22 protein-coding genes and 1 tRNA gene are annotated in these 26,348 nt (G+C 55.5%); 8 read left to right on the top strand and 15 right to left on the bottom strand.

The window, feature by feature from the left end:
• Nucleotides 1–13: 13 nt before the first annotated feature.
• The 9 genes from ABNS66_RS07075 to hemP all read right to left on the bottom strand — a co-directional run bounded on the left by ABNS66_RS07075 (nucleotide 14) and on the right by hemP (nucleotide 7,723).
• Nucleotides 14–775 carry an ATP-binding cassette domain-containing protein gene (locus tag ABNS66_RS07075; RefSeq protein ID WP_286836784.1) on the bottom strand — a complete coding sequence of 254 codons (762 nt, stop codon included), beginning with the start codon at nucleotides 773–775 and terminating at the stop codon, nucleotides 14–16.
• Nucleotides 772–1,794 carry an iron ABC transporter permease gene (locus ABNS66_RS07070; RefSeq protein ID WP_286836782.1) on the bottom strand — a complete coding sequence of 341 codons (1,023 nt, stop codon included), beginning with the start codon at nucleotides 1,792–1,794 and terminating at the stop codon, nucleotides 772–774. The genes ABNS66_RS07075 and ABNS66_RS07070 overlap by 4 nt, the downstream gene beginning before the upstream one ends.
• Nucleotides 1,772–2,641 (bottom strand): ABC transporter substrate-binding protein, encoded by an 870-nt coding sequence (locus tag ABNS66_RS07065; RefSeq protein ID WP_348655292.1) that lies wholly within the window; start codon nucleotides 2,639–2,641, stop codon nucleotides 1,772–1,774. Before ABNS66_RS07065 ends, ABNS66_RS07070 begins: the two co-directional genes overlap by 23 nt.
• Nucleotides 2,628–3,050, bottom strand: coding sequence for a biopolymer transporter ExbD (locus ABNS66_RS07060; RefSeq protein WP_286836778.1), 423 nt, complete (start codon nucleotides 3,048–3,050; stop codon nucleotides 2,628–2,630). Before ABNS66_RS07060 ends, ABNS66_RS07065 begins: the two co-directional genes overlap by 14 nt.
• Nucleotides 3,047–3,607 (bottom strand): MotA/TolQ/ExbB proton channel family protein, encoded by a 561-nt coding sequence (locus tag ABNS66_RS07055; RefSeq protein ID WP_286836776.1) that lies wholly within the window; start codon nucleotides 3,605–3,607, stop codon nucleotides 3,047–3,049. Before ABNS66_RS07055 ends, ABNS66_RS07060 begins: the two co-directional genes overlap by 4 nt.
• Before the next feature lie 8 nt (nucleotides 3,608–3,615).
• Nucleotides 3,616–4,650, bottom strand: a complete 1,035-nt coding sequence (locus ABNS66_RS07050; protein ID WP_286836774.1) for a ChuX/HutX family heme-like substrate-binding protein — start codon at nucleotides 4,648–4,650, stop codon at nucleotides 3,616–3,618.
• Nucleotides 4,651–4,662: 12 nt separating this feature from the next.
• Entirely contained in the window at nucleotides 4,663–5,373 is a 711-nt protein-coding gene (locus tag ABNS66_RS07045) for an energy transducer TonB (RefSeq protein ID WP_286836772.1), read from the bottom strand.
• On the bottom strand, nucleotides 5,367–7,496 hold the full coding sequence (locus ABNS66_RS07040; RefSeq protein ID WP_286836770.1) for a TonB-dependent hemoglobin/transferrin/lactoferrin family receptor: 2,130 nt from the start codon (nucleotides 7,494–7,496) through the stop codon (nucleotides 5,367–5,369). The genes ABNS66_RS07045 and ABNS66_RS07040 overlap by 7 nt, the downstream gene beginning before the upstream one ends.
• A 62-nt stretch (nucleotides 7,497–7,558) precedes the next feature.
• The gene (gene hemP, locus ABNS66_RS07035) at nucleotides 7,559–7,723 is read right to left on the bottom strand and encodes a hemin uptake protein HemP (RefSeq protein WP_084498074.1); all 165 of its coding nucleotides are present in this window, start codon (nucleotides 7,721–7,723) and stop codon (nucleotides 7,559–7,561) included.
• 249 nt (nucleotides 7,724–7,972) lie between these two features.
• Between hemP and ABNS66_RS07030 the strand changes: the two genes are divergently transcribed.
• Nucleotides 7,973–8,368, top strand: a complete 396-nt coding sequence (locus ABNS66_RS07030; RefSeq protein WP_286836768.1) for a GreA/GreB family elongation factor — start codon at nucleotides 7,973–7,975, stop codon at nucleotides 8,366–8,368.
• Between the two features lie 250 nt (nucleotides 8,369–8,618).
• Here ABNS66_RS07030 and ABNS66_RS07025 read toward each other — a convergent pair whose 3' ends face one another.
• The 4 genes from ABNS66_RS07025 to ABNS66_RS07010 form a co-directional block, all read right to left on the bottom strand.
• The gene (locus ABNS66_RS07025) at nucleotides 8,619–10,877 is read right to left on the bottom strand and encodes a TonB-dependent receptor (protein WP_348655291.1); all 2,259 of its coding nucleotides are present in this window, start codon (nucleotides 10,875–10,877) and stop codon (nucleotides 8,619–8,621) included.
• Nucleotides 10,878–10,899: 22 nt separating this feature from the next.
• The gene (locus tag ABNS66_RS07020) at nucleotides 10,900–11,784 is read right to left on the bottom strand and encodes a DUF1295 domain-containing protein (protein WP_286836764.1); all 885 of its coding nucleotides are present in this window, start codon (nucleotides 11,782–11,784) and stop codon (nucleotides 10,900–10,902) included.
• A 360-nt stretch (nucleotides 11,785–12,144) separates the two neighbouring features.
• Entirely contained in the window at nucleotides 12,145–13,122 is a 978-nt protein-coding gene (locus ABNS66_RS07015; RefSeq protein WP_286836762.1) for a hypothetical protein, read from the bottom strand.
• Nucleotides 13,119–14,093 carry a helix-turn-helix domain-containing protein gene (locus ABNS66_RS07010; RefSeq protein ID WP_286836761.1) on the bottom strand — a complete coding sequence of 325 codons (975 nt, stop codon included), beginning with the start codon at nucleotides 14,091–14,093 and terminating at the stop codon, nucleotides 13,119–13,121. Before ABNS66_RS07010 ends, ABNS66_RS07015 begins: the two co-directional genes overlap by 4 nt.
• A 141-nt stretch (nucleotides 14,094–14,234) precedes the next feature.
• Here ABNS66_RS07010 and ABNS66_RS07005 point away from each other — a divergent pair, with 141 nt between their 5' ends.
• From ABNS66_RS07005 to ABNS66_RS06985, 5 genes are all read left to right on the top strand, one after another.
• Complete coding sequence (locus tag ABNS66_RS07005) at nucleotides 14,235–15,707, top strand: carotenoid oxygenase family protein (RefSeq protein ID WP_286836759.1); 1,473 nt, start codon at nucleotides 14,235–14,237, stop codon at nucleotides 15,705–15,707.
• A gap of 71 nt (nucleotides 15,708–15,778) precedes the next feature.
• Nucleotides 15,779–17,482, top strand: a complete 1,704-nt coding sequence (locus tag ABNS66_RS07000) for an AMP-binding protein (protein WP_286836757.1) — start codon at nucleotides 15,779–15,781, stop codon at nucleotides 17,480–17,482.
• Between the two features lie 5 nt (nucleotides 17,483–17,487).
• Complete coding sequence (locus ABNS66_RS06995) at nucleotides 17,488–18,723, top strand: acetyl-CoA acetyltransferase (RefSeq protein ID WP_286836755.1); 1,236 nt, start codon at nucleotides 17,488–17,490, stop codon at nucleotides 18,721–18,723.
• 71 nt (nucleotides 18,724–18,794) lie between these two features.
• Nucleotides 18,795–18,871 (top strand) — tRNA-Pro (locus ABNS66_RS06990).
• A gap of 275 nt (nucleotides 18,872–19,146) precedes the next feature.
• Nucleotides 19,147–19,545: a hypothetical protein gene (locus ABNS66_RS06985; RefSeq protein WP_204995243.1), complete on the top strand. Its 399-nt coding sequence runs from the start codon at nucleotides 19,147–19,149 to the stop codon at nucleotides 19,543–19,545.
• A gap of 36 nt (nucleotides 19,546–19,581) precedes the next feature.
• Here the strand turns inward: ABNS66_RS06985 and ABNS66_RS06980 are convergent, their stop codons facing one another.
• Together ABNS66_RS06980 and ABNS66_RS06975 are read right to left on the bottom strand one after the other, a co-directional pair.
• Entirely contained in the window at nucleotides 19,582–21,021 is a 1,440-nt protein-coding gene (locus ABNS66_RS06980; RefSeq protein ID WP_286836754.1) for a sigma-54 dependent transcriptional regulator, read from the bottom strand.
• Nucleotides 21,022–21,057: 36 nt separating this feature from the next.
• Nucleotides 21,058–21,834 carry a response regulator gene (locus ABNS66_RS06975; protein ID WP_348655290.1) on the bottom strand — a complete coding sequence of 259 codons (777 nt, stop codon included), beginning with the start codon at nucleotides 21,832–21,834 and terminating at the stop codon, nucleotides 21,058–21,060.
• Between the two features lie 287 nt (nucleotides 21,835–22,121).
• Here ABNS66_RS06975 and ABNS66_RS06970 point away from each other — a divergent pair, with 287 nt between their 5' ends.
• On the top strand, nucleotides 22,122–24,839 hold the full coding sequence (locus ABNS66_RS06970) for a response regulator (protein ID WP_286836750.1): 2,718 nt from the start codon (nucleotides 22,122–22,124) through the stop codon (nucleotides 24,837–24,839).
• A gap of 211 nt (nucleotides 24,840–25,050) precedes the next feature.
• Nucleotides 25,051–26,292 carry a WecB/TagA/CpsF family glycosyltransferase gene (locus ABNS66_RS06965; protein WP_286836748.1) on the top strand — a complete coding sequence of 414 codons (1,242 nt, stop codon included), beginning with the start codon at nucleotides 25,051–25,053 and terminating at the stop codon, nucleotides 26,290–26,292.
• Nucleotides 26,293–26,348: the final 56 nt, after the last annotated feature.

The following is a 26,348-nucleotide window of genomic DNA, read 5'->3' as shown; positions in this document are numbered from 1 at the left end:
CGAGGACGAGTGCCTACCTCGCCGCGCAGTCCAGCAGTGATGCCATCACTTTGCGGGGCTGCGCGGGTAACATAAACACCTCGTCGAGCAAGCGCTCGTTAATCACCGCCGCAGCACCGCCCTGGGCGACGAGCCGGCCATTGCTTAACACCCAAACCTGGTCAGCAAAGCGGTGCGCCAGCACCAAGTCATGAATCACACAGGCAATAGCAAAGCCGCGATCTCGCAGCGACTCAAGTAAAGCCATCAGCGCAAATTGGTGGTTCAGATCCAAGGCATTGAGCGGCTCATCGAGAAACAGATAAGCGGGGTCACCTGCCTTTAATGATGGCAGCAACTGCAACAGCACCCGCGCTATCTGTACCCGCTGACGCTCGCCGCCAGACAGGGACAAATACTGGCGATTAATAAGCTCAGCGGCCGAAAAGTATTGCAGGCAGTGTTCGATATCCTCGTCGTTGGCAGCGAGTAAACTCCCCATTGCCACAACATCCCTGACCGTGAACGGAAAGAGCAAGCTTTGCTCCTGGGTCAACACTGCCCTGCGCCGCGCTAAAGACGCTGCACTATAAGTGGATAATAATTGCCCATCTAAACTCACTGTTCCGGTATCCGGCTGTTCACCACCGGCTAACAAATGCAGCAACGACGATTTACCCGCGCCGTTGGGGCCAACAATGGCCAGCAGTGTTCCCGGCGCTAACTCGCCGCTGACATCATGAAGGATTTTTTTGCCTTTTTGCGCCCACCCCAGTCCTTCTGCCAGCAAACTCATAGCCGCCTTCCCTGAGACAGTAGCAAATACAGGAAATACGGTGCGCCAAGCAGGCTGGTAATAACGCCCACAGGCAGCTCCGCAGGCGCAACCACTGTCCTCGCCAGCGTGTCGGCAGCCAATAGCAACAATGCACCTAGCAGGGCACTGCCCGGCAATAGCCATCGATGTTGAGGGCCGATAAGCATACGAAGCAGGTGTGGCACCAATAGACCAACAAAACCGATAACGCCGCTCACTGCCACACAACTGCCAACAATTAATGCCGCCAGTATGACGGTGCGACGCTGTAACTGGCGGGGGTCAATGCCCAGGTATTCGGCGCTGCGATCACCCAACTGCAAAACATCCAATTGCCGAGCACTTCGTGTTAGCAGCAACAAGGCGGGGATCAGTACACTGCAACACACGGCGATTTGCGTCCACAGCGCGCCGCCCAGGCTACCCATTGTCCAGAAGCTGAGGCTGCGCAATTGCTGGTCATCGCTCAAATACGTGAGAAACCCGATAGCCGCCCCACAAAGGGCGTTTATCGCCAACCCCGCCAGCAGCAGCGCCGCAACACCGCCGCCGCTGCGACGAGCAAAAAGAAATATAACGATGCAGCAAATCAAACCGCCGCAAAATGCGGCGATGCTTATGCTGTACAGGCCCAGCAAACCCCAGCTGGATGGAATGGCAATTAAACTGATGGCCACGGCGAGCGCCGCACCGTTGGCAATGCCCAGCAGTCCGGGGTCAGCAAGCGGGTTGCGAAACAAGCCCTGCATCGCCGCGCCCGATGCGCCGAGCCCTGCCCCAACGATGGCCGCCAAACACAAGCGCGGTAGCCGGATATGCCAGAGTATGGCGGCCTCTGGATTCTGCCACGCCCGCCACTGCCAGTGCTGCCACTCGACACTGGCCGCACCGACAAAAGCAGCCAGCATCAACGCCGCCAATAAACAGGCCATTAATAAGCCCAGCACGCGATACGCCGCATTTGGATGACGCGTTTCAGTAATCGCGCTGGGCATCATTTTCGGATTCGCCGTGTAGTGCATTAAACAGTGTGGTGGCGGCGTCAGCCGTGCGCGGACCAAAACCCAGCAACAACAATGCATCCATGCTGAGAATGCGCCGCGACTCAGCGGCCGGTGTTAACGCCATCCCAGGCTGGCGCAACAAGCCGTCGACACCGCCAAACTGCTCCAGTCCCTGGTCAGTCACCACAATCCAGTCTGGCGCCGCATTCACTAACGCCTCTGCTGTCATGGGTTTGTAAGCGCGTATCGCGTCGGCAACATTCCGCCCGCCCATCAGTTGAATCATGCTGTCGGCAGCGGTATTGCGCCCCGCTATCATCGGTGCGCCACCACCGTGATTCATCACAAACAGCACCCCAGGGCGATGCGATAACCGCTGACGCCGCTCGGCAAGCGCGGCGAAATCCGCTTTGAGCGCTGCAATAATGTCATCGCCGGCGGCCACGGTTCCCAGCAACGACGCTAGCCGGCGAATCTTGTCATACAACTGCTCAGGTGTCGGCGTTGCCTCCACTAGCTCCAGTTGCTGACCAGCAGCCAGGATCTGTTGCTTTACTGCAGGCGGGCCAATGTCGGCATTCGCGATGATACGATCTGCCGACACCGACAATACGCCCTCGGCGGACAGGGCGCGAAGGTAACCCAGCTGGAGTAGCTGACGCACCTTCGGCGGGTAAACGCTGGAGCTATCTACTGCCACCACGCGATCACCGGCGCCGAGCGCAAACACAATTTCTGTTACATCTCCGCCCAAGGTGACCAGGCGCTCACTCGCGTTACCCAGACTGGAGAGCAACGCCGCGCCAAAGGCCAGTGCCACGGCGCGCTTATTTATTCTCATTAAACATTTCCCTTTGGTGTAATAATTGAACGCGCTCGACCTGCGCTTTTTGCAGGGCATCGAGCAGGCTGACCAAGGCCTGTAATGGCGCCTGCTGGTCACCGGCGATGAGCAAGGTGGCATCCGCACTCGCCTGATAACGCGCCAGAAGTTTGGGCATCAGTTCAGCGGTGGTGGAATAGCGGCGCTCGTCCAATACATAAACGCCTGTCGCATCCACGCTTAACTGCAGCAGGGTATCGGGCATCGGCGACGACTCGCTGCCCTGGGCCTCCACCAGTGCTACCGGCATTGGCGCAACAGCGGCGCCGGCAGTAAGTAAGAAAAACAACAGCAGAATGAAGAGAATATCCATCAACGGCATCAGCTCCATCGCTGCGGGCTCTGCAGAGTCAGGCAGTTTGATCATGCAAGCTCCACGCGCAGTGTCGGCGCTGCCACTTTGGCTCCAGCCATGTCCAGAGATCGCTGATTGAGTTTTGCGGCCCAGTTCTGCAGTACCACTCGGCAAACACTGTTTTGCAACGCGGCCAGCACGGCGGCAAGCAGTGCGATAGACAAACCCACAGCGGTCGTTGTTAGCGCCTGCCACAGGCCATCGGCAAGCAGTGCGGGATTCACCGCGCCGCGGTGTTCACTAAGGCGGTGAAACGCGGCCATCACACCGATGATGGTGCCCAGCATTCCCAGCAGCGGGCTTACCGTGGCCAGGCCACGCAATACGTTTTGACCGCGCAACCACTGCGTGGAGAGCATTTGTAAATGCAGGGCCAGCACTTCATCGCGCAACGCTTTGTCACACTCGCGGTTACTGTCTAGCAAATTCAGGGCATCACTATAGGTTTGTTGCCGATGCCAAACTGCCCACACCGCAAAACACAGGCGCTCTCCCGCTACAGCGAACAACAGTAAGGCGCAGCAGATTAACGGCCACGCGAGTACGCCGAGAGTATCAATGGAAAACATTGCCATCATCAATCAGCCAAGGTCTGCAACAACTCGCGCCACAGCGGCAATTCGGGTTGACCGGGTTTGCGGCGCCCAAAGAATGTGACGATCAGTTCACCGCCCGCGCCATAGACCTCCAACGCGGAGACCACACCATCGACGGTGGGCTTGCGAGTAAGCCAGCACGCGGCGACCGCATCTTCCTTAAGGTGAAGGTTGAAACGTGGATCCAATACGTTAAACCACCCCGGTGTCGCGCGCAGATTAGTAACCGGGCCACTGTGAATCTGAATGCAGGCGCGGTTGCCTACAAACACCATAATTTCACATTGGCTATCGCGCGCCGCTTCAAGCAGACGACGGGGAGATTCTGTGCTGAGCGGCTTCGCAAGATCGTCGCTGACCAAGCGCAAGGCCTGCTCACGCTGCACCTTGTAGGTCGCGAGTAAGGCGTGAAAATCGTGGGTGTCTTTCAGCGCCCGCCACGCGCTCTCGAGTCCCTGAATATCAATGTCACTGTCAGCGAGAGGCGGCGACGGCTCGGGGTAGGCCTCCAACGCCAGCTCTTCAACCTGAGGGCAGTCAGAAAATTTGCTGACCAGGGCTCGATACGCGGCGGCGTCCGAAGCGTCGGTCAAATAGATTTTGTGGGCCGCGGTTCCCGAACGATCAAAAAACTGCAGACTGTGACGGCCAGATTCCTCGACCGCGAAAATACTCGACCAATGGTGCATGAATAGTCGCAGGTCAATCGCTTCGTTTACAGCAAGGCCCATGCTGCCGTTGAAACCGATTTTTTGGTAGCAGCCTTTGCGTTCATGCACACAGTGTTCATTACGGGTCAGGGCCATTACCTCGCCCAGTGTTTTTACCTCTTTCAGTATCGCCTTCGCATCATTGCGTAAACGTGTGACGCCAAGGCCAATACGACTGGCGACCAACTCCGCCTCTGACACTCCCAGCGATTCAGCGGCATTGCGCGCACGAAGTGTTTTCCCTTGTTGCTGCAGTGCTTCGTAGCGCTGCAGCAAACTCTGGCCGTCCTTTACTAAGGTATCCATACACCCTCCATATCAATTGAGTAAAAATTCGATGGGTACTCGCATCCACTGTCCCTGCATGGGGCCTGGGGCAAAGCGCCACCGAGATACCGCGGCAAGCGCGGCCTTATCCAGCAAACCAAAACCAGAAGACTCAGCCACCTTCACATCGCGCAGCGCACCACCACTGTCGATCAACACATGCAGAACCACCATGCCCTGCATACCCAGCTCAACGGCACGGCGCGGATAGCGCGGCGCTCGTCGCTCAACCACCTCAGCGTCGGCCAACGCGGTGGGCGTCGACGCCTGATTTTGGGTTTGCTGTTGCGCGGCAACGGCATCGGCTACCTCGCTTTCCTGCGGTGAGGCTTGTGATATTGGTTCGAGCTGCCGAGTTTGTTGGGCCTCACGTCGGGTGCGCCGCGGTGCCGGTGGCGATCGATGGCGGGCCGGCTGTGCAGACGATTTTTCTCGCGGGGGCGCAGCGAGCGCGTGTTGAACCGGCGGCGACGCCAGCGATGGTGGCTCGTTTGCTGTTGCGTTATCCGCCGTGTTTTCTGATACCGGCTGAAATGATGGTGACACCAGATTTACACCCACGGGAACAGCGACGGAAACCGGCGCCGTGTCGGGTAACAATGCCGGCGCAAGTACGTGCATTAGCCACAATGCAGCATGTGCGCCGGCGGCACTTAGCCCCTGGCACACCCGCGCTGGGTAGGTGCCCGACGACACTACCATTGATAACTCACTCTCGCCGTTAGGTTACGCTCCGGCGCGGCAGTGAGCGCAACGGGCCGTTGATAGGTCTCGTCGGTAAGGTTGTTAACGCCGAGATCAACCGTCAGCGAATCCACCGGTGACCAGCGAGCATAAACATCGTGAACCTGGTAGCTATCGCGACGCAGCTCGTCCTGTGGCACCTTGCTGGTGGAGTCCGCAAAGCGACTACGCAGACCGATCTCGGTGTTAATCGCAGCGACCTCGTAGGCCAGACTGATCGCGGCGGTACGCGGCTGATTGCTAACCAGATACTCGTCGGTTCGGCTGTTCTTACCCGTGCTATATGCCACACTCAAACCCAGTTGCCAGGGCCCAAGTCGATAGTCGGCAGTGGCATCCCAACCCCGAATAACCGCATCAGAAATATTGCGAGATTGTGTTGTGCCGCAACAGGGTTGACCGGAAAACGGCGGAACGAAGTTCACCTCCAGGTCGATGTAGTCTTCGGCATCAACATTGAAGTAAGCCGCTTTAACATTCAGGGCATCCCCCGCTCGCCATACATTTTGAAAGCTCAAGCCCATCCCCAGCTCTGCGGTCAAATTGGTTTCCGGCTTTAGGTCTGGGTTAGGCACAAAGCGGTTACAACCGCCCGCTCCGGGAATGTTTAAGCAGAAGTGATTTCCCGTCGCGTAAATTTCGGTCATCGTCGGCGCGCGAAATGCCCCGGTATAATTGGCAAACAGCAGCAGCCAGTCCTTTGGCGCAAGGCTGACACCAAACCTTGGCGACCACTTGGACGCATCAATTGAGCTCGCCGGATCCGGATCACTCGCACTGCCTGGCAGAGGAAATGGCAACGGCCAGCCCGCGCCTCCCGATACGGCCCCCTCGCCCTGACGTTTGGAGCGGTAGCGGTCGTAGCGAGCACCGGCGAGCAGCAACCACTGCCCCGCCGCATTCTGCCACTGCCACTCTTGCTGGGCGTACACGGCGGCAAAGTCCGCCTTGGCGTCGGGGATACCGTTGGCTTCACCGTTTGCGGAATCTGAACCGCGCTGCTCCTCTCGATAGGCCTCAATGCCATACACCGTGACGCTGTCACCCGACTGCCACAGCTGTTTGTTTTCCAACTTCACACCATCGGTGATCAATTGACGTCGACGCTCGTCACCCTGCGCACCCATGCCGGTAGCGACGGTCAGAGTTTCTTCCAGGTCCGTGTCTACGCGATAGATCTGAGCGTCGAGATTAACGCCCTCGTGGTCTGGGTTCTCATAGCGATAACCGAGGCGCCACAAGGTCGAGTCAATGCGCTTATCCACCAGCTCCTCACTGTGATCGTCGCCAACTCCCAGCTGGGGATTGTTAGGCTCTTCGGCGTCGCCGCGATAGTGCTGGGCACTGAGTTTCAAGCTGTGAAAATCTGCCAGTGTTATGCCCAGCTTGAACAAGCCGCTGAGCACCTCATCATCGGCCGGCAGTGTGCTGCCGTCGGAAAGATCGATGTCACCCGACTCGCGTCGGCTCACTGACAGCAAGCCATCCATGGCGGCGGTGCGACCAAATACACTGGCAGTTTGGCTGCGTTCGTTGTCGACAGACTGATACCCCGCCGCCAGCTGACCGCCGACCTGCTCGCCCGCCGCCAGCAAATCCGCCGCGTCGACCGTTTCCATCGCCACCACACCGCCGAGCCCGCCGGAGCCATAGAGCATGGAACTCGCTCCGCGTATCACCTCCACCCGCCGCAACAGCGCGGGGTCGACAAAGAAGGCACCATCGTGCCCGGATTCAAAACGCTGGCGAACGCCGTCGAGCAACACCAGTACGCCGTCGCTGTCGTAACCGCGCATCACCAGTGTTTGGCCATTGCGGCGCGCACTGCCCGCAACCTCTACCGACGCGAGGCTATCGAAAATATCGGCCACTCGTGAGGCAGAGGCATGCTCAGCCGAGCGCGCATCAACAACGTTGCTCATCAGCGGCAAGCGATGGCTGTCGCGCGCTGAGCGGGTGGCGTACACAGTTAATTTATCGGTGCTAAGCAGCGCCTTATCGGCGGGCTCACCTTGGCTGTCGGCGAGCACAGGAAGAATAGTAAGACTGCCTGCCAGCAGCCCCAGTCGCGCAATTCGCATAGTTGCTCCAAATACGATGGCGTTGCTGGCGACGTGCTGGCTGGCCTAACTTTGAGATGAAATTACTTGGTTAAAATCAATTTTCCCTGACGAGTAATTCGCAGTTGATATTGCTCGCCGGCGTGCAAAATACGCAACGGGCCTTCCTTGCAAAGCAACTGCGAACTCTGCACAACGTTGTCACGAATCGTGACATAGCGCTGGCTTGAGCGGCGATCCGGTTCCACATCAAACTCCCCAAACGTTAATGCGAACAATTATCATTTAATTTTTAGGTGGCGTCAACTCCCCAACCGCGCCCTTGCCTTTTATTTTGGCCGGGCTATGCTGTCAGCTCACTCATCGACTTCCCGGCAACCATGAAACGCAAGCTCAAGACCTGCACAACACCACTCAAATTTCTCTCCTAAGCCGGGGAGTTAGTTCGCTCTCCGGCATGAAGGCAAACACCTTGTTTTCACCACTGGAGGGTCGACATGTCTTCTCGCGAGACTACCCAAACTATCAAGCGCAACATCGCCGACAAACGTGAATCGCTGTTCCCTGCACAACGCTTATCCGGGCTTCTGTCCGACACGCCAATTTTCAGCCAGCCCGCTGAGTTACTGGCAATATTGTGCCGGCTCGAGCAAGCATCTGTGGGAGATAACCGGGTACAACTGGGTGATCACGTTCTACTTGAATGCGGCGAATTTAGCGAATTACTGTGCGTCAAATTGGTGTTACCAAAAGACGTGACACTCAGGCACTACCACCTTTCTGTGTTTTCGCCGCTGGGCAGGGCCGTTTACCAACAGCCACTCGGCGCAGAGCTGTCCATCAAGATGGCCCGCCGCTCGGTAACGTTCCGACTGCTGCATTTCTACCGCTAATCATCGATGGAGGGAAACCCGTTATGGAGCGTTTATCGCGTCGCACGCTTTTTTATTCATACATGAATGCGATCAGCATCGCTCGCAACGCGGCGCAGCATGGCGCTGGATCGTGGGAGAATAAACATGGCCAAAGAAAAGCCGAAAAAAGCCGCCCAAAAATCGCTGAAGGATAAACGCCGCGAGAAGCGCGAAAAACGCAGAAACAGCGATTAACTCAGCCATTCGGCGCCGCCCCGCGGCGCCGTTATTAAAGCCGATACTTCAGGCTAACATCTAACTGACGCGGCGCAATTGCCTTTCCAAAATGCGCGCCACTGAGTGTAGGAATATCGCCGCTGCCTTCCAGCGCATGTTTGTCACCGGCATTGCGCAAAAATGCCTGCAATGACCACTGCTCGTCGTCATCAGCGACGCGCAGGCGCAGATTATAGGTGCCAAACTCGCTTTGAAAATCTATCGGATCCTGGTCGGCCTGCAGGTACTTATCGTCTTCATATAGCACGTCGACGCCAAACAGCACGTTCACCGGCCATTCACCGAGGTCATGGAAATAATTCACGCTGAAATTTGCTTTCCACAACGGCGCATTCGCCAGCGGTCGCCCGGTTAGGTCACAAGGCGTGTCTTCACCAGCGGGACAAGGGCCATTTTCATAGTCGGTAAAACTGGCATCAAGATAGGCGACGGCGAGGTTGCCTGAAATACCCCAGGGCGTCACGAAGGCCGACTCCAACTCGGCACCTTTGGAGATTGCCCCCGCTGCATTGGAGATGCGACTGACATTGCCTTCAAATATAGTAAGTTGAAGGTCTTCAAATTCCGTGTAAAACGTGGCGAAGTTGAGCGAGGCTGCGCCGCCAAAGAAACGAGCTTTCGCCCCTAGCTCATAGGTCAGCGAGGACTCAGGTTCTACTTCGGTTATTTCAGCGCGCACCGCAGAACCACTGTAGCCACCGCTTTTAAACCCCGCCGCCGCGCTGCCATAAAACGTAATATCGTCGCCCGGAATCCAACTGAGCGACAACTTGGGGCTAACATCTTCATCGATGCGTTTATCGATAAGGCGATATTCCTCAGCGGTGACCAGCTGAGTAAAGATGGGGCCATCGATGTCCGTGCCGGCGGTGAACATTTGCAGCTGTTGGTCGACGTCTTTCTCTTCACGCGACACGCGAATACCACCGGTTAGCGTCCACTCCGGCGAAAAATGCCAACTCGCCTGCGCATAAGCCGCCGTACTGAGGTTTTCCTGGTAGCCGTCAATCAACAGTCTCTCTCCCGGCCCACCGCCAATCACTGAGGCCAAAATGGGGTCGAGACTCGCCAGCAGTCCACTGGTTGCCGATAGTCCTGTCAACAAATCTTCAGGATTCGGCGCGGCATCGATAATCACGCGAATACGGGTATCGCTGGTGGCGGCGTAAATACCCGCCACGTAATCAAACTTACCATCAAACATGCCCAGCGGAGAGACAATGCGCAGCTCGCTGCTCAGCTGCTCATAATCCTCAGCGTTCAAAAAATACAGCAGAGGAATGGGTGAAAAATCCAAGTCGCTATTGGATTCCTCTGCGATGGTGGTCAGCGAATTTATCCAGGCAAATTCATGCCCCCACAGCTGGGCGTTGAACCGGATATCGTATTTATTGCCATTTTGGTAAGTCTCAGCGGGATAGTCTTGCGAGCTCAACTCATTGGAAGGGTCCAACTCAACACGCGGGTCATAGAACTGCATCAGCTGAAACTGCTCGGGCGTTGCGGTCTGCACCTGAAAACTACCGAGACGAAACTCCTGATTGGTATCGGCCGCGGCGAAGGTAACATCCAGCCAGTCGGCAATATCCCAGCGCAGCTGCACGCGACCAATACGCGCATCGACACTGCCCTCATCGCGATCCAGGGTGGTGTTGTACACGGCGCCGTCGCGCTGGTTAATCAAGCCAGAGGCGCGTAATGCCAGCCTGTCGTTAATAGGAATGTTCGCGGTTACGCTGTATTTATCGAGGTCTTCTTCGCCCGTTACCAGCTCACCTGAGAATTCCAACTCCTGGCTGGGCTGGTTGGAGCGAATACTGATCGCACCTGAGATCGTATTTTTACCAAATAGTGTGCCCTGAGGGCCTCGCAGAATTTCCACTGAGGCCACATCGAGAAAGGCCGCATCAAGAAACGCCAAGCGGCCGAGGTAGACCCCATCCAAAAACAGGCCTGCCGACTGTTCAAAGCCTTTATCAAAGGGCGAGCCCAAGCCCCGCACCTGCAGGCTGGTAAAAGGCGCATGACTAAAAACACTGAGATTAGGCGTGAAGTTGGAGATGTCTTCCATATTGCCGATATTGGCATCTGCCATCATTTCCGCCGACATCGCCACCACCGATATAGGTACTTCTTGGAGGCTTTCTTCACGTTTTTGCGCGGTAATAACGATCTCTTCGAGCACCGGTGAGCGCGCCATCAAGTCTGTGCTCAACAGACAAAATACACTAGCAAGCAATCGCTTCTTCATCATTTATCCACTGGCCTCAGTCTTATCGCGCTGGCGGGCGCATCACCAATACCGGTGTATTGGCTTTGTATTGTTCGTAGTCCACTTGACCACCCCACTTATCGTCGGCGCGTTTCTCAAGCAGCGGTACGCCGCTAATACGCGTGAGCAGCACCACGACAAACAACGGCGAAATCATCGTCACCCACTGCCAGCCCTGCAGACTGGGAATCGCCACAATCGCGACGCCCAGCCAGAGCACAATCTCGCCGAAGTAATTGGGGTGGCGCGACCACCGCCACAGGCCAATATTTATGAATTTGCCGGCGTTCTCTTCTTGCTGGTTAAAACGGGTTTTCTGCGCGTCGGCGATCGCTTCTATCGACAAGCCCGCCAACCACACCAAACCACCAGCAATCGCCCAACTATCGATGTCAGGCGCTCGCGAGCTGGTGATCGCCGCGAGGGCTGCCGCCAGAGTGACGAACACCCAAAGTCCCTGCAGCGTCCAGGTCACCAAGAAGCGAGACCAAATAGGTTTAATTTCATCGAAGCGGCCATCTTTACCCGCACGTTTTACCCTGCGAAATAAGAAAGGCCCGAGGCGCAATGCCCAAATGAATACCATTGCACTGAGCAGTATCGACCGGGGAGCGGCCTCTGCCAATGAGGCCGACGACGCCAGCAGCGCAAGCGTAATAACAGCCAGGTAGGTAAGACTGCCGGTAAGGTCGTAGTAGTGCTCGGTTTGGAAAATATACGATGGAACAAAAATCAGCCACTGCACGAAAAACGCCAACCCCGCGCAGGCCAACATCAGCGGAACACCGGCAACCTCCAGGCCACCATCGCCGCCAGCAAGGGCAATTGCCACGGCAATTAGCACCGACACCAGGATCACCGCCAGCGCAATTAATTTCTTCTTCATGGAGCATCTCCTTCAGCTATCCACCGGCTGAGCACCAGACGTTAACTACATGCATACTTCTATGATGAACGATTAAGCTGCCTGCTCCTGGCAGTGACTACGCTGCCAAATGACGCTGCCGAAACATCGCGGTTCAATGGGATATTGAGCAGCTTACCCGTGGGCACAGGCGCACACCGAGCGACCAATTCTCCTGACACCTCGACTTTTATTCTTCGTCATTATTTCTGAAGCAAGGCTCGCACATCATTTGCCAGCGAACCGGCAAATGCAAGTAAGTTACTCAATGCAAGATGCGTGCATTAGGTAAGCCAGCCAAAGAAGTACTACGTACGCAGCGATAAAATGGATGCGTCGCGCCTAGGGAATAAGCCGATAAAGAGACAGCGCATTGCCGTAGGGCAAAGGGTTAGGAATGAGTAAGCCTTTCTCACTGACGAGTATGTCTGTCGGCTCAAAAAGCGGTGGGCGACCTAGGCGTAACTGGCTGGGGCTATCAAAGCTGAGAGGCTCGCTGCGACTAAGCAAGTCGCCGTCCTGACTGACCAGCGCGACAGCGCCCTCACTGAAAAAACTGAGCAACAGTGCATCGCCTGCGACACTCAAGTCGTCGGGAATCCTGGTGAACTGAAACAGCTCTTCCGGCTCGCCGGCGGAGCCATCAGCGGCAATGTCTACCCGCAGTAGCACACCGAGTGCTGGCGGCAGTAGTCGGCTTGCCGTAATAAACAAACTGCGCCCGACACTCGCAATACCATTGGGTTGATAGCCTGTTAGCGAGAGCCAGTCGCTCTGTTCAACAACCTGCATGGCATCGCTGGCGGAAAACCGAACCCTAACCACCTTGGGGTCAGGCAGCGTCAAACCCAGTTCAAGCGGCCCGTTAACAACATATAGCTCCCCACTCGGCCCGGCAGCCAAGCCATTGGGCATAGTCAGACCGAGCGGATGGATAAGAGAAAATTCAGGGGATTCGGTAAGCCGCGCGGCCCACAATCCGCCGTCGTCGAATACGTTGACATAGAGCGTGTTGCCACGCTGGGCCATACCACCAAAACCACTGCCACCGGCTGTACCCACCGAACGAGGCAGCGCGCGAAACTCACCAGACTCTTTTACCACTTCATAGATATTGGCGTTACCCGTGACAAACAAACGGCCAGCGTCGGTAAAAAACACATTCTCCGCGCCGGGAATCTCCAATATACGCTGCTTGCTGCGGCATTGTGCCGTGACACAGCTCGGCGTGAACGTCGTGTTTGCGCTGCCACCGCCAGTGCTACTGTCATTACAGGCGGTCATCATTAGCAAACTTAACAGCAAGAGTGCATTTTTCATGCGGTCAGCTCCCCTTCCGTTTCCTGCGCAGCTGGGCTGCTGGCAGCAAATTGCACATCCTGTTGCTCGGCAAGCATCTCGCAACTGCCGCACTGCACCTCAATTTTCAGGGCCTGCCCACAGGATTTATGCGTTAGCGCCAGAACCTCGCCCTGTGGCCGCCAGTCCACCGCCCACTGCCGCAAGGCAATGATGATTGGATACAACGACAAGCCTTTTTTGCTCAGTTGGTACTCATAGCGCGGCGGATTGGTCTGGTAACTTTTGCGCTCAAACACATTCACTGCAGACAACAGGTTGAGGCGGTCCGTTAATATATTCGATGCAATACCCAACTGCTTCAGAAAACCGTCGTAGCGGCGCGTGCCGAAAAACGCACAAATCAGTATGAGTAAGGTCCAGCGATCGCCGATCAGATCACTAATCCCCGCCATGGCCAGATCCTCTTCACCGGTAGACTGAGAAACCCGCACACGCCGTTGACCGCTGAGCGACTTAATCGCGGCGATTTGTTGCTCGGTATCTCGCGCCACGGTGGGCAAAGCCATTGAGCCCAGGGTTATTGGCTCATGGCAGTGTCCGCACACAGCAACGGGGTGCATCGGCTGCCCACAATGCGTATGCAGCAATGTGTAAGGCAGGGCATCGCGATACGCAGCCCCGCCCCACTCCAACTCCCATTGCCATGCCAATAGTGAAACGGGAAACAACGCCCGGCCTTTCTCGCTGAGGCGGTATTCAAAGCGGCTGGAGCCCTCGCCGTAGGCGTGCTTTTGCAGCACACCCTCTGCAACAAGGGCATTGAGCCGGCGACTCAGGGTCGCTCGGCTGGCTCCGGTGTGACGCCGAAACTCTTCAAACCGCTGACGCCCCAAAAAGGCATCGCGCAGGATCAACAACGACCAACGGTCGCCGATCACATCCAAACCCTGCGCAATACTGCTATTAACAACTAAGTGATTGATATTCATAGATTCTCTATACCCGAGAAGCAGCAGTATAGGGCCAAAGCCACCGTCGCAACAGTCGAAAGCATTGACAGCACAAATTTCAGTATCATAATGCAACTCACTGTATCGATTGATTTGGCAAGCCCAACAAGGAATACCGCTGTGACGATAAGCTATAAAAACACCGTCAAACACACGCTCAAACCGAGCCTACACCCCTACCTCAACGGTGCCTGGACACCCAACTTTGACGAACTCACAGCCACCGACCTCGAGGTGATTGGCACCATTCCCAGCGATATCGACGGCGTCTATATTCGAAATACCGAGAATCCCGTCCACGAAGCTATCGGCCACTATCACCCCTTTGACGGCGACGGCATGCTGCACGCGATGGTGTTTAAAGACGGGAAAGCTGAGTACAGGAATCGCTTTGTTCGCACCAAAGGCTTTGACGCGGAACAAGAAGCTGGCGAGGCCATTTGGGCGGGCATTGCCAATAACCCGAAGAAATCCAAACGCCCTGGCTGGGGCGCCCAGGGCTATCTAAAAGATGCCTCATCGACGGATGTTGTGGTTCATGCCGGCCAGGTTCTGTCCACCTTCTGGCAATGCGGCGACGGCTACCGCCTCGACCCTTTTACCCTGGAACAGTACGGTGCAGAGCGATGGACGCCGCTGGACGGCATCTCTGCCCACCCAAAAGTGGACGAGCGCAGTGGCGAAATGCTGTTTTTTAATTACTCCACCTATCCGCCTTATCAACACTATGGCGTGGTCGACAGCAACAACAAGTTGGTGCACTACACACCTGTACCAACACCGGGGCCGCGCCTTCCACACGACATGGCGTTCACGAAGAACTACTCCATCCTGGTCGACCTGCCGATGTTCTGGAATCCCACCCTGCTCGAGCAAGGCAAATATCACGCGGAGTACCACCCCGAACTACCCACGCGCTTTGCCATTTTGCCGCGCTATGGCACTGCCGAAGACGCCATTTGGTTTGAAGCGTCGCCCACCTATGTGCTGCACTGGATGAACGCCTACGAAGACGGCGATGAAATTATTTTGGACGGCTACTTTCAGGATGACCCCGACCCAGCGCCGCTGCCGGGCCTACCGCCGGCTGCGGGTAAAATGATGGCCAACATCGACCTGTGCTCGCTAAAAACACGGCTGCATCGCTGGCGTTTCAACCTGAAAACCGGCGAGGTCAAGGAGCAACATCTGGACGAGCGCGCCCTGGAATTCGGTACCTTCAACCAGCGCTATGCCGGCACCAAGTCCCGCTACCTTTACTCCGTATGGAACGAACCCGGCATGTTCCTATTTTCCGGCCTGGTCAAACACGACCTGGAAACCGGCGACAGTTGGGAGCTGCCCTTTGGCGAACAACGCTACGGTAGCGAAGCGCCGTTCGCGCCGCGGATAAATGCCAAAGACGAGGACGATGGCTATCTGGTGAGCTTTATCACCGACATGAAAGCCGACCGCTCTGAGTGCGTTTTGATCGACGCCAAAGACATTGAGGCGGGCCCCGTTTGCCGAATTATCCTCCCCCACCGGATCAGCAGCGGTACCCACGCGACTTGGGCCGACGGCCAGAGTATTCGCGCGTACCAAAATCCCTGAAGCGCTGGTAGTCTTGACGTTCGTGCCGCCGACAGGCGGCCATAACAACCAACAATAAAAGTGGGGAACATATGGACGCAGCATTCTGGGACGGCCTCCGCGCGCCGGGTATTCCAAATACCGTAGATACTGAAGCCTACAACAATGTGCTGGAAATCATCGAGCAGGCCTTTGCCGAGCACGCCCAGCGCCCTGCTTTTACGGGCATCAATCACACATTGAGTTACGCCGAGATTGATCAACTTAGCGACGCTTTCTGCCGCTACCTTCAGCACAACACCAATCTTAAACCCGGCGACCGCATTGCCATCCAAATGGCCAACCTGTTGCAGTACCCCGTGGTGATTTACGGTGCGCTGCGCGCTGGCTTGGTGGTGGTGAATACCAACCCGCTCTATACCGCCAGGGAAATGCGTCATCAATTTAAAGACTCGGGTGCCAAGGCGCTGATCTTCATGAGCACATTTGGTGACAGCGTCGCAGAAGTCATCGCCGACACCGACATTGAAACGGTGATTGTCACCAATCTCGGTGACCTATTGCCCACCGGTAAACGCCTGCTTTTCAACTTTGTTGCCAAACACGTGAAGAAGATGGTGCCAAGCTACCACCTGCCACAACAACTGCAGCTGCGCGACGTGTTAGCACAAGGCAAAAAAGCGCCGGCACGCCAACCCGTTTCGCCCAAGCGCGACGACTTGGCCATGCTGCAATACACCGGTGGTACGACCGGCGCCGCAAAAGGTGCAATGCTCAGCCACGGAAATTTGGTGGCCAATATGATGCAGATAAATGGCATTCTGGAGCAGCACAACGAACACGGACAGCCGCTGTTTGATAAAACCAAAAGCGAGAACATCGTTGCGCCGCTGCCGCTGTACCATATATATGCGTTCTCCATGCACCTAATGTCAGCGGCATATAATGGTCAGCACAATATTCTTATCGCTAACCCACGCGACGCAAACACCTTTGTGCGCGCGCTCAAGCCCTGGAAAATCAACGTCTTTATTGGCCTCAACACGCTGTTTGTTTCACTGCTCAAACACCCCGAGTTCCGCAAGCTCGACTTCAGCGGGCTGAAGGCCACGAACTCAGGTGGCACAGCATTGGTTCCCGACACGGCGAGCCGCTGGCGCGAACTCACCGGCTGCAATATTGGGGAAGGTTATGGCCTAACAGAGTGCTCGCCGGTGGTTAGCGCCAGTGGCGCAGGCGCCTTCATTAACCCCGAATCAGTGGGGCTACCGGTACCCAACACCGCCCTGAAAACCGTCGATAGCGACGGCAACGAAACGGCGTTGGGCGAACCGGGAGAGCTGTGCGTGAAAGGACCACAAGTCATGCAGGGCTATTGGCAACGCCCGGATGCCACCGCCGAGGTTATCGATGAAGACGGCTGGTTCCACACCGGTGATATCGCCACCATCGACGAGCAGGGTATTGTGCGCATCGTCGACCGCCTCAAAGACATGGTGCTGGTATCAGGCTTTAACGTCTTCCCCAATGAAATCGAGAACGTGGTACTCGAGCACCCTCAGGTGGAACTGGCTGCGGCCATTGGCGTGAAAGACGAAAAAACCGGCGAGGCCGTCAAATTGTTTGTGGTGCCCACCGACCCAACGCTGACGAAAGAAACCCTGCTGAGCTATTGCCGGGAACAGCTAACCGCCTACAAAATTCCTAAGTACATCGAGTTTCGCGACGAGCTACCGATGACGCCGGTGGGTAAAGTTCTGCGCAAGGAACTGCGCAAAGAAACGGAAGAGGCCTGACGTTCATGAGCCGCCCACGGGTCTACATTTTAGGGGGAGCGCAAAGTGACTTTGCCAACAACCTCTACCGCAGTGGCGGTGATATCGCATCGCTTTTTATCGATACGGTTCGGCAGGGGCTCGATGCCTGCGCGCTCGACCCCGCAGACGTAGAGGTGGGACACGTGGGCAACTTTGTCTCATCGCTGTTTACCGGCCAGTCTCAACTGGGCGGTTTCTTCGGTCATGTCGATCCTGCTATGGCAACCCTGCCCGCCTCCAGCCACGAGGCGGCCTGCGCCTCCGGCTCTATGGCGCTGCTTGCGGCAATGGCTGACCTGCAGGCCGAGCGCTACGGCGTTGCCTGCGTAGTTGGCATCGAAGTTATGCGCAATGTGCCCGGGGACGACGACGCCAACAATCTGCGCCCCGCCGCCTGGGCGAGTCAGGAATGGCAGGACACACCCTATGTGTGGCCCTGCGCCTTCGACAATATGATTGATGAGTACCAACAGAGATACGGCCTGGATAAACAGCACCTCTACGCCATTGCCCAGCAAAATTTTGACAACGCCAAGCTCAACCCCAATGCCCAAAGCCGGAACTGGCAGTTTGGCCCGGACAGCTTCAGCGACGACGACACCGCTAACCCAAGGATCAGTGGCAATATTCGTCGCCAGGACTGTGGACAAATTACCGACGGAGCAGCTGCGGTGTTTCTGGCCAGCGAACAGCGCGCAAGGGACTATGCCAAGCAGCGCGGTATCGCCCTGGAGTCGCTGCCGTATATCAAGGGCTGGGGCCATATCAATGCCCCCATCGCCTTCGCCGAAAAACTGCGCTTGGGCGCAGGCCAGCCGGCCATCTTCCCGCATATACAGCAATTGTTCTCCCAAACCCTGCAACGGGCAGGCATGACAAGTATCAACGACGTCGACGGCCTGGAAGTGCACGACTGCTTCAGCATCACCGAATATATGATTATCGACCACTGCGGTCTGTATTCGCCGGGGGAAGCGTGGAAAGCCATTGAAAATGGCGATATCGCCCCCGGCGGCAAGCTGCCGGTGAACATGAGTGGCGGATTAATCGGCCTTGGGCACCCGGTTGGGGCCACCGGAGTACGCATGGCATTGGACGCCAGCAAACAGGTTCGTCAGACCGCCGGCGGCTACCAAATAGCGGGAGCCAAAAACATCATGACCTTCAACCTCGGCGGCAGCGCAACCACCTGCGCCAGCCTCATTATCGGTCGTGACTAGCGGCTATATTGAGCAGGCGATAGCGCTTTGATATAGTTATTCGCCTCGTCGTTGCCACGCGATTATGCACTCGGAATGTAGCTCAGCTTGGTAGAGCACTGCCTTCGGGAGGCAGGGGTCGGAGGTTCGAATCCTCTCATTCCGACCAATCCCCGAAAGACAAACACGCTTAGTGTGCCAGCCCCCATCTGATTGATTACGGGTATCATTCCACCCCGAAAGCACCGCCCCTCTTCTGCTTCCTGAACACGACACATCGATGGCTAAGGCAGCCACGCCGTTCATCGACGATCGACTAACGGTAACAGCTTGCTAGGGTGCTTCGCGTATATGTTCGTATTGCCATCACCGCCGTACTTGTCAGACTGGCTACACCGTGAAGGCTCTTGTTACAAAATATACGCGAGTAGGAGTTTAGTCTTGGTGGATCACCCAAATAGCGACCCTGCTGTACAACGCTTTTTACAGTCTATGCCCGCTAGTGCGGCGAACAGTTTCAGCACCGAACAGCTGCTCGGGATTCAACAGGCGATTGCCGGTCGGCAAGGGGGAAAACTCCCTGTCGACCTCCGCCTGACACTGAAATTACCGCTGATACCGAGCAGTCTTTTTATCGTGTTGCTGGCGGGGCGAAACCAGCGCACGCTATCGCCGCGCGAGCAAGCCGCGTCGGCAATGGCATTTCTATTCGTGGCGGCGATGGCGCTAACTGTCGCAGTTAGCGTGGGGCTATTGCTACTGTATATTGCCAAGTCTGCTGTTGGCATTAACATTTTTAGCGAGCAGTCTCTGGGGCTCTGGGACTGGCTTAGCAGTTGGTAAACAACACCATCTGCATGCCGTTGAGGTCGCACAAGGCTATGCCTCATCTTTCTCCCAGGCTTTTATTTTTCGATAGATTGTCGATGCACTCACGCCAAGGCATGCCGCAGCAAGCGGGATATTGCCATCACACTGCTCAATCGCCGATTCTATGGTTTCTTTCTCCACCATCCACAATGGGCGAATACCCGGCTTAGCCGCTACGACGCCTGGCGACATGGAGTCGGTACCCGTTAACGATTGCGGTGCAGGAGACGAAGTCGTCAGTGGCGTTGGCACAACGCTGCTCGTCACCACTCGTAGCATTTCATCATTGACGAATTCTTCATCGTGGACCACCACGATATTTTCGATAACATTTTGTAATTGGCGAATGTTGCCAGGCCACTCGTAGCTGAGTAACAACTCCATCGCCGCATCGGTAAACCCACGAAATACTTTGTTATTTGCCGCGGACTTCTCTGCCAGAAAATGCGTCGCCAAGGCGATAATATCCCTGCCCCTGTCGCGCAAGGGCGGCAACTTAACCGGAATAACATTTAAACGATAGTAGAGGTCTTCCCTGAACTGCCCCTGCCGAACAGCGTCTTCTGGGTCGCGGTTTGTGGCGCACACAATGCGTATATCTGAGTGCATCATTTTTTGACCGCCGACTCGACTAAACGTCCCCGTTTGCAAAAAACGCAGCAGTTTTGCTTGCAAAGCCAAATCCATTTCGCCGATCTCGTCGAGAAACAGGGTGCCACCATTGGCTAACTCGGCCGCACCTTTGCGCTGAGACACCGCGCCGCTGAAGGCGCCTTTTTCATGGCCAAAAATTTCCGACTCGAATAACTCGGCGGGGATCGCCGCGCAGTTAACAGGAATAAACGGCCCGGAAGCGCGCGAGCTGGCATCGTGAAGCGCTTGCGCACACACTTCCTTGCCGGTGCCACTTTCGCCAGTGACAAACACACTCGCCTTACTGCGGGCCGCGCTGTCGAGAAGCTGATAAATGCTCTCCATTGCCGAGGATTCGCCGACAAAATGCTCTCGTACAGCTCGGATTGGCCGGGGTTTTGATGCCGCCGAGGCACCAGCAGTGACTTGTCCCTGATCTAAGGTCGACTGCTGCGCGGCATCGGCAACAGCGGCGATCAGTCTGTCCTTGGAAAACGGCTTTTCTATAAAATCGAAGCCGCCATCGCGCATCGCCTCAACGGCGATATCGATGGAGCTGTTAGCGGTAATAATGATCACCGGAATATCGGCACGCGCTTTGGTAAAGCGCATTACCTCCATACCACTGATGTCGGGTAGGCAGACATCCTGCACCAAGATATCTGGCATCTTTTCCTTGATAGCTACCAGGGCGGAATGGCCGTCAATAAAATGCGACACCGCATAACCAGCGGCCTCGAGGTAACTGCTATAAAGGGCCCCGCTGGACACACTGTCTTCCACAACATATACCAGCTTTTGCGATCCCTCAGACATTGAATGCCCTCCGCAGATTTTTAAAAAATAACACGACTACAGCAGCTCTACCTGAACTTTCTGACGTGTTTCATGACACACCGCCAGCAACTGTTCGGCAAGTTCGATGATTTGCTCTCGGCCACTTGGTGGCGTTTCATTGATATAGCGGGCCAGACACGACAGGCGTTTGGCGCCGTACAACTCCGCCGAGTTTTTTAGAATATGCGCAACGGCCATGACTTCAGTCTCTGAATTATGATCGATGGCGGTACTCAAACGCGCCGACAATACTGATAATTCGTCAATAAACAGCCCAAACAAACGCGCAACCGTAGCCGGGTCGAACTGTTCCTGCATATCGCGATGCACTGCTACATCGAGCAACGCTTCGTCATCGACGAAGCCGGCTATGTCATCGCCCTTGATGGATGACTCACTGTCGCCCGATTCGCTCAGTACGGACACCAGCGCCAGCTTACTGACCGGCTTCGCCAACATCGCGTCAAAGCCCGCTGCGTCCATTACCGCGCGGTGCCCGCTCCCTTGTTCGCCGCTGAGCGAAATAATCATGGCATGCTGGTTAGGGCCCGACTCCCCTCGCAGCGCAACGCATATCGCCGACCCCTGCAGCCCCGGCATGTGCTCGTCTAACAACAGTGCGTCGTAACGCTCGTGTTGCGCTTTTGCCAGTGCGCTGCTTCCATCATTGGCGGTATCGCAGATGATGCCCTCAGCCTCAAGCATGGCCTTTACTGCCAATAAGCCGGGCAAGCTATCATCGGCGACCAAGACTTTGCGTGTCACTAGTGAGTGGCTTTGCGGTCGGGCCATCATTTTTTACCTCTGCGCTGCGGTGGCGAAAATAATTTTCTCCCATGACCACGCAATATCGGCACCAAGTACTTACAACAGCAACTTTGTTATAACTATCATGTTGTTAGCCTGCTTTGCGGCGAACGACAGCCAGAACAGCGACAATTTTTATCACCAACATCCTATATTGCTTTGCAAAATGCAAACTGTTCTGCAACTCAGCAATATGGCCAGCCAGGCGGAAATTGACTGCGCCGACCAGATATCAAATACTCAGATTACCTTTCGCGACTACGTAAATGCTTATGACTGACGATCGTCCCTCAAAGCAGCCGCAGGCTGGCAGCAGAAGTATTGAAAGCTGGGCTGAATTTGAGATCGACCACGAGGGCACCATTACCCGCATTCTGCACCGCGGCCCTATCGATACACTTCGGTCTCTCGCGTCAGTCAGTCCGGGAGACAAACTACGTGACCGCCTGCCCAGTGCTGCGCTGCATTCACTCAAATCCGGGGCGGCGGCTGGCGTCGCATCGCAAAGCTTTGCCGCAACCATGGATGGCGAGCCGCTTATCCTCCACCTTACGGCCTCTGATGAGCCGGCGGGGCGTTTTCTACTGACGATCTACCCCGATCGATTGGGGCTGAGTCGTATTCAACGCCAGCAAAAGCACCTGGAAATCATCTCCCGCTCACTGTACGAGTCCAGCCTCGACGCCATCATTACCATTGATGACAAGAGCGTCATCCATGAATTTGGCAGCTCTGCGGAACAACTCTTTGGCTACACCCGGGAAGAGGTGGTCGGTAAACATGTGGCGGACATCGTCATTCCCCACGGCATGAGAAAATCTCACAACGAGGGCATGGCCAACTTCAATAAGACCCGGCAGGGGCCTGTTCTGAATACGCGGATAGAAGTAGAAGCTATCCGGCGAGATGGCAGCCTCTTCCCCTGCGAGCTAACCGTTGTTCCCACTGCCGAATTCGAAGGGCAAACCTTCTTTACCGCAACCATTCGAGACATTACAACGCGCATCGAGCGGGAAAAAGCGCTTACTCAGGCAAGGGAAACCGCAGTTGCAAGCAGTAAGGCTAAATCCAGCTTTCTCGCGCATATGAGCCACGAGATTCGCTCGCCCCTGAACGCCGTTATTGGCTGTATGGACCTGCTGCTTGAAGGCGATTTATCCACCGAGCAACGCATGCTGGCAGAGACCTCACTTGCGGCAGGCAATAGTTTATTAAGCGTCATAGAAGACGTGCTGGACTTTTCAAAAATCGAGTCCGGGCAACAAGAAATTCACTCCAGCAAGTTCAGTTTATTAGAGCAATGTGAGCGCGTGATGGAGGTATCAACCATTCGCGCGGTAAATAAAGATATCGAGATCTCCGCCTGCATCGACCCCCGCATACCGAAAACGGTAATCAGTGACCTGAGCTTTGTACGGCGTATCGTCACCAACCTTCTCGATAACGCGATTAAGTTCACTGACTCTGGCGGCGTAAATCTAAAAATCTCTCAAACCGATGAAAAACTGGCTGACGGCCGACTCGGACTGGTACTTGAAGTGCGCGACTCTGGGGTTGGGATTTCAGAAGAGGATCAAGAGAAGTTATTTAATGAATTCTCTCAAGTAGATAATAGTGACAGCGCCGTTCACGGCGGCACGGGCCTTGGCTTAGTCATATGTAAAAAACTGACTGAATTGCTCGACGGCAGAATCTCGCTGACGAGCAAAAAAGGCGAAGGCTGCCGGTTCCGCGTTGAGATACCGGTCAATGCAAGCAACACTAACCTTCCCAGCCTGGCAAAGCCAAAACGCGCAACAGGCAAGCTGTTTTTGCGGAGCGACAACAAAACACTGCTTGCCAGCATACTGCAACAAGCGGACTGGCTGGGCATAGAAGCCGTCGCAATTCGTGCCTTAGAGAACCTTCCGAAATTATCTGCACGCGACATACTGATCGTGGACATGCGCTGCTTTGCCACACCGGAAAAATTGAGCACGTTATTGATGGCGCAGCAGATCCCCATTCAACAAGTGGTGCTGTACAACCGCAATTTTTCGGCGGAACTCTTGCAACACAGCAGCAAGGCCGGCTTCCAACATATGATGTATCGCCCCTTTCGGCCGAGCCAGCTCCTTGCCATTCTTGACGGCGACGCCGAATCGGAGCCCGCCAATGAACAGATCACCGACGAAATAAACCCAAGCCGGCACAAGCTCCTACTCGCAGAGGATAACGAAGCGAACCAGTTAGTCGCGAAGACTCTGTTGTTGCGTGCTGGCTATCAAGTCGACATCGTCGCCAACGGCATTGAGGCATTAATGGCCGTAACCAGTGGCCGCTACGACTTGGTGCTAATGGACTTGCGCATGCCTGAAATGGACGGTTTAGAGGCAACCCGACACATCCGCCAATTGCCCGGTAAAGAGCGCAACACCCCAATTATCGCAATGACCGCCAATGCCTTCGATACCGATGTAAAGCGCTGTGAAGACGCGGGCATGGATGGTTTCCTGTCTAAACCGGTGAACCGCGATGAATTGCTGAACACACTTGAGTGCTGGCTGCCTGTTGAACAAACCGCTGCGTCCAGCTCCCAAGATGACGTGAGCAACACCGCAACACTCACTGCAGCGCTGTATGCCGCGGAGATAGACACCACGATACTTGAACAACTCGTTGTCGATACAGGGTTAGAGACCGCGCTCATTATTTTAAAAATGGTCGTGGAGCAGCTTGATAAGTTGCAGTCTCTGACTGCAGCGATTGCGGACTCCGCCGATCAACCAGCACTTGCCGGGCTTCGCGACGCCGTACACTCCGCAAAAAGTAATCTTGGTTATTGCGGCGCAACGTCGTTGCAGGACTATTGTTTGCAGATCGAAAAATGCTGCGATGCTGAAAATACCCAGCTTCTTATGGAGCTACTTTCGGTATCCGGCGAGAAATTCTCGTCAGGCAAAGAAGCCCTCCATCATGCGATCGCTGAGTTAGAAGCGCGGTCAGTCTAAGCCTAATGTTTCTCGCAGTGCGGCTTAGCATCACCGGCAAGCCAGTTGCATTGCAAAATGCAAATCATGCTGGCTATCGAACCACTCTCTGCGCCGTTAAAAACCCACCTAACCCTTTGACAAGCACTTATAAATCATAGACTTAAAATAATTTTACGCGTCTGGCACAGGCATTGCCCCTTTAGCTCTAAACAGCCGAGAGGATGCCACCATGCGCCATCACACCGTTTACAACAAATCGCTCAACGCCCAGCTACGCTGTGTAAAAAAAACAGACCGTATATTGGCAGTGGCAGCCGCGTTAGCCTTCGCTCCGTGGCTTTTCGCTCATACTCTGTTTCGCCTGATTAAAGGCAAAAAAATCGTTGACCGCGTTACCTTGCACAGCGCTGCCGGTGATGGCGTGCCCGCCCTACTGCTGCACGATCAGGTAAACCTCAGTCGCCTGCCGTTGCTCCTAAACGTCATTAAAGGCGAGCTGGCACTGGTCGGTTACCGAGCGCGCACCGAGCAAGAGCCCGCTGCAGCGGGTACCGAAACCCTGAATCCAGGTATGTTTTCACTGTTCGAACTGCGACGAATTTCTGGTATCGACTTTATCGACGAAGAGGCCTGCAATCTCGAATACGCCGACAAGCAGGGATTCAAAACAGACGCTGCCATCATCGGCAAATCGCTGCTAGCAGGCCTGTTGTACAGCGGCGGCAAAACTCTGAAAGACGTCGACAGTTTTACGATTTTTGGCGTAAACATCGCCAACATCTCAATGGAAAACGCACTTTCGGTGATTAATAAGCACGTGACACATCGACATCGTGCGACAGTTTTCTTCGCGAACGCCCACACCTTAAATCTCGCCTACAACAACAGCGAACTGCGATCACAACTGAATCAAGCAGACTATATGCTGCCCGATGGCAGCGGTATCGAAATGGCCTGTCGGCGCAACGGTATTCGCCGTAAGGGCAATATAAACGGCACCGATATGCTGCCTTTGCTGTGCGAGCAACTCGCCCAACACGGCCAGCGCCTGTTCATGCTCGGCGGTGAAGACGGAATTGCCGATGCCGCGATGCAGGCAATGTTGAAGCAACAGCCACACTTGCGAAGCGCCGGCACACAGCACGGCTATTTCGACAAACAGCACTGCCAGGACATCGTCGATAAAATTAACGATAGCGGGGCGGACGTGCTGCTGGTCGGCATGGGTCAACCCCTCCAGGAACAGTGGATTCTCGCCCACCGGGAGCAACTAAATAGCCCAGTCGTCATCGCCGTTGGCGGCTTGTTCGACTTCTATGCCGAGAAGGTCTCCCGAGCGCCCCTGTGGCTGCGTGAGTTGGGTATGGAATGGATTTGGCGGCTACTACAAGAACCGGGCCGGATGTGGAAGCGCTACATCATTGGCAACCCTCTGTTTCTACTCAGGCTGCGGCAGGCCAGCCAGAGCTAAGGATCGCACCACATCGTATACCGCCACTGCGGTGGCGCACCCTCCAGCAATATGAT

Origin of the sequence: uncultured Spongiibacter sp. (assembly GCF_964011655.1) — a bacterium.
Classification (GTDB): Bacteria; Pseudomonadota; Gammaproteobacteria; order Pseudomonadales; family Spongiibacteraceae; genus Spongiibacter; species Spongiibacter marinus.
The sequence above is the reverse complement of the archived record's forward strand: the minus strand, read 5'-3'. Positions and strand labels throughout refer to the sequence as shown.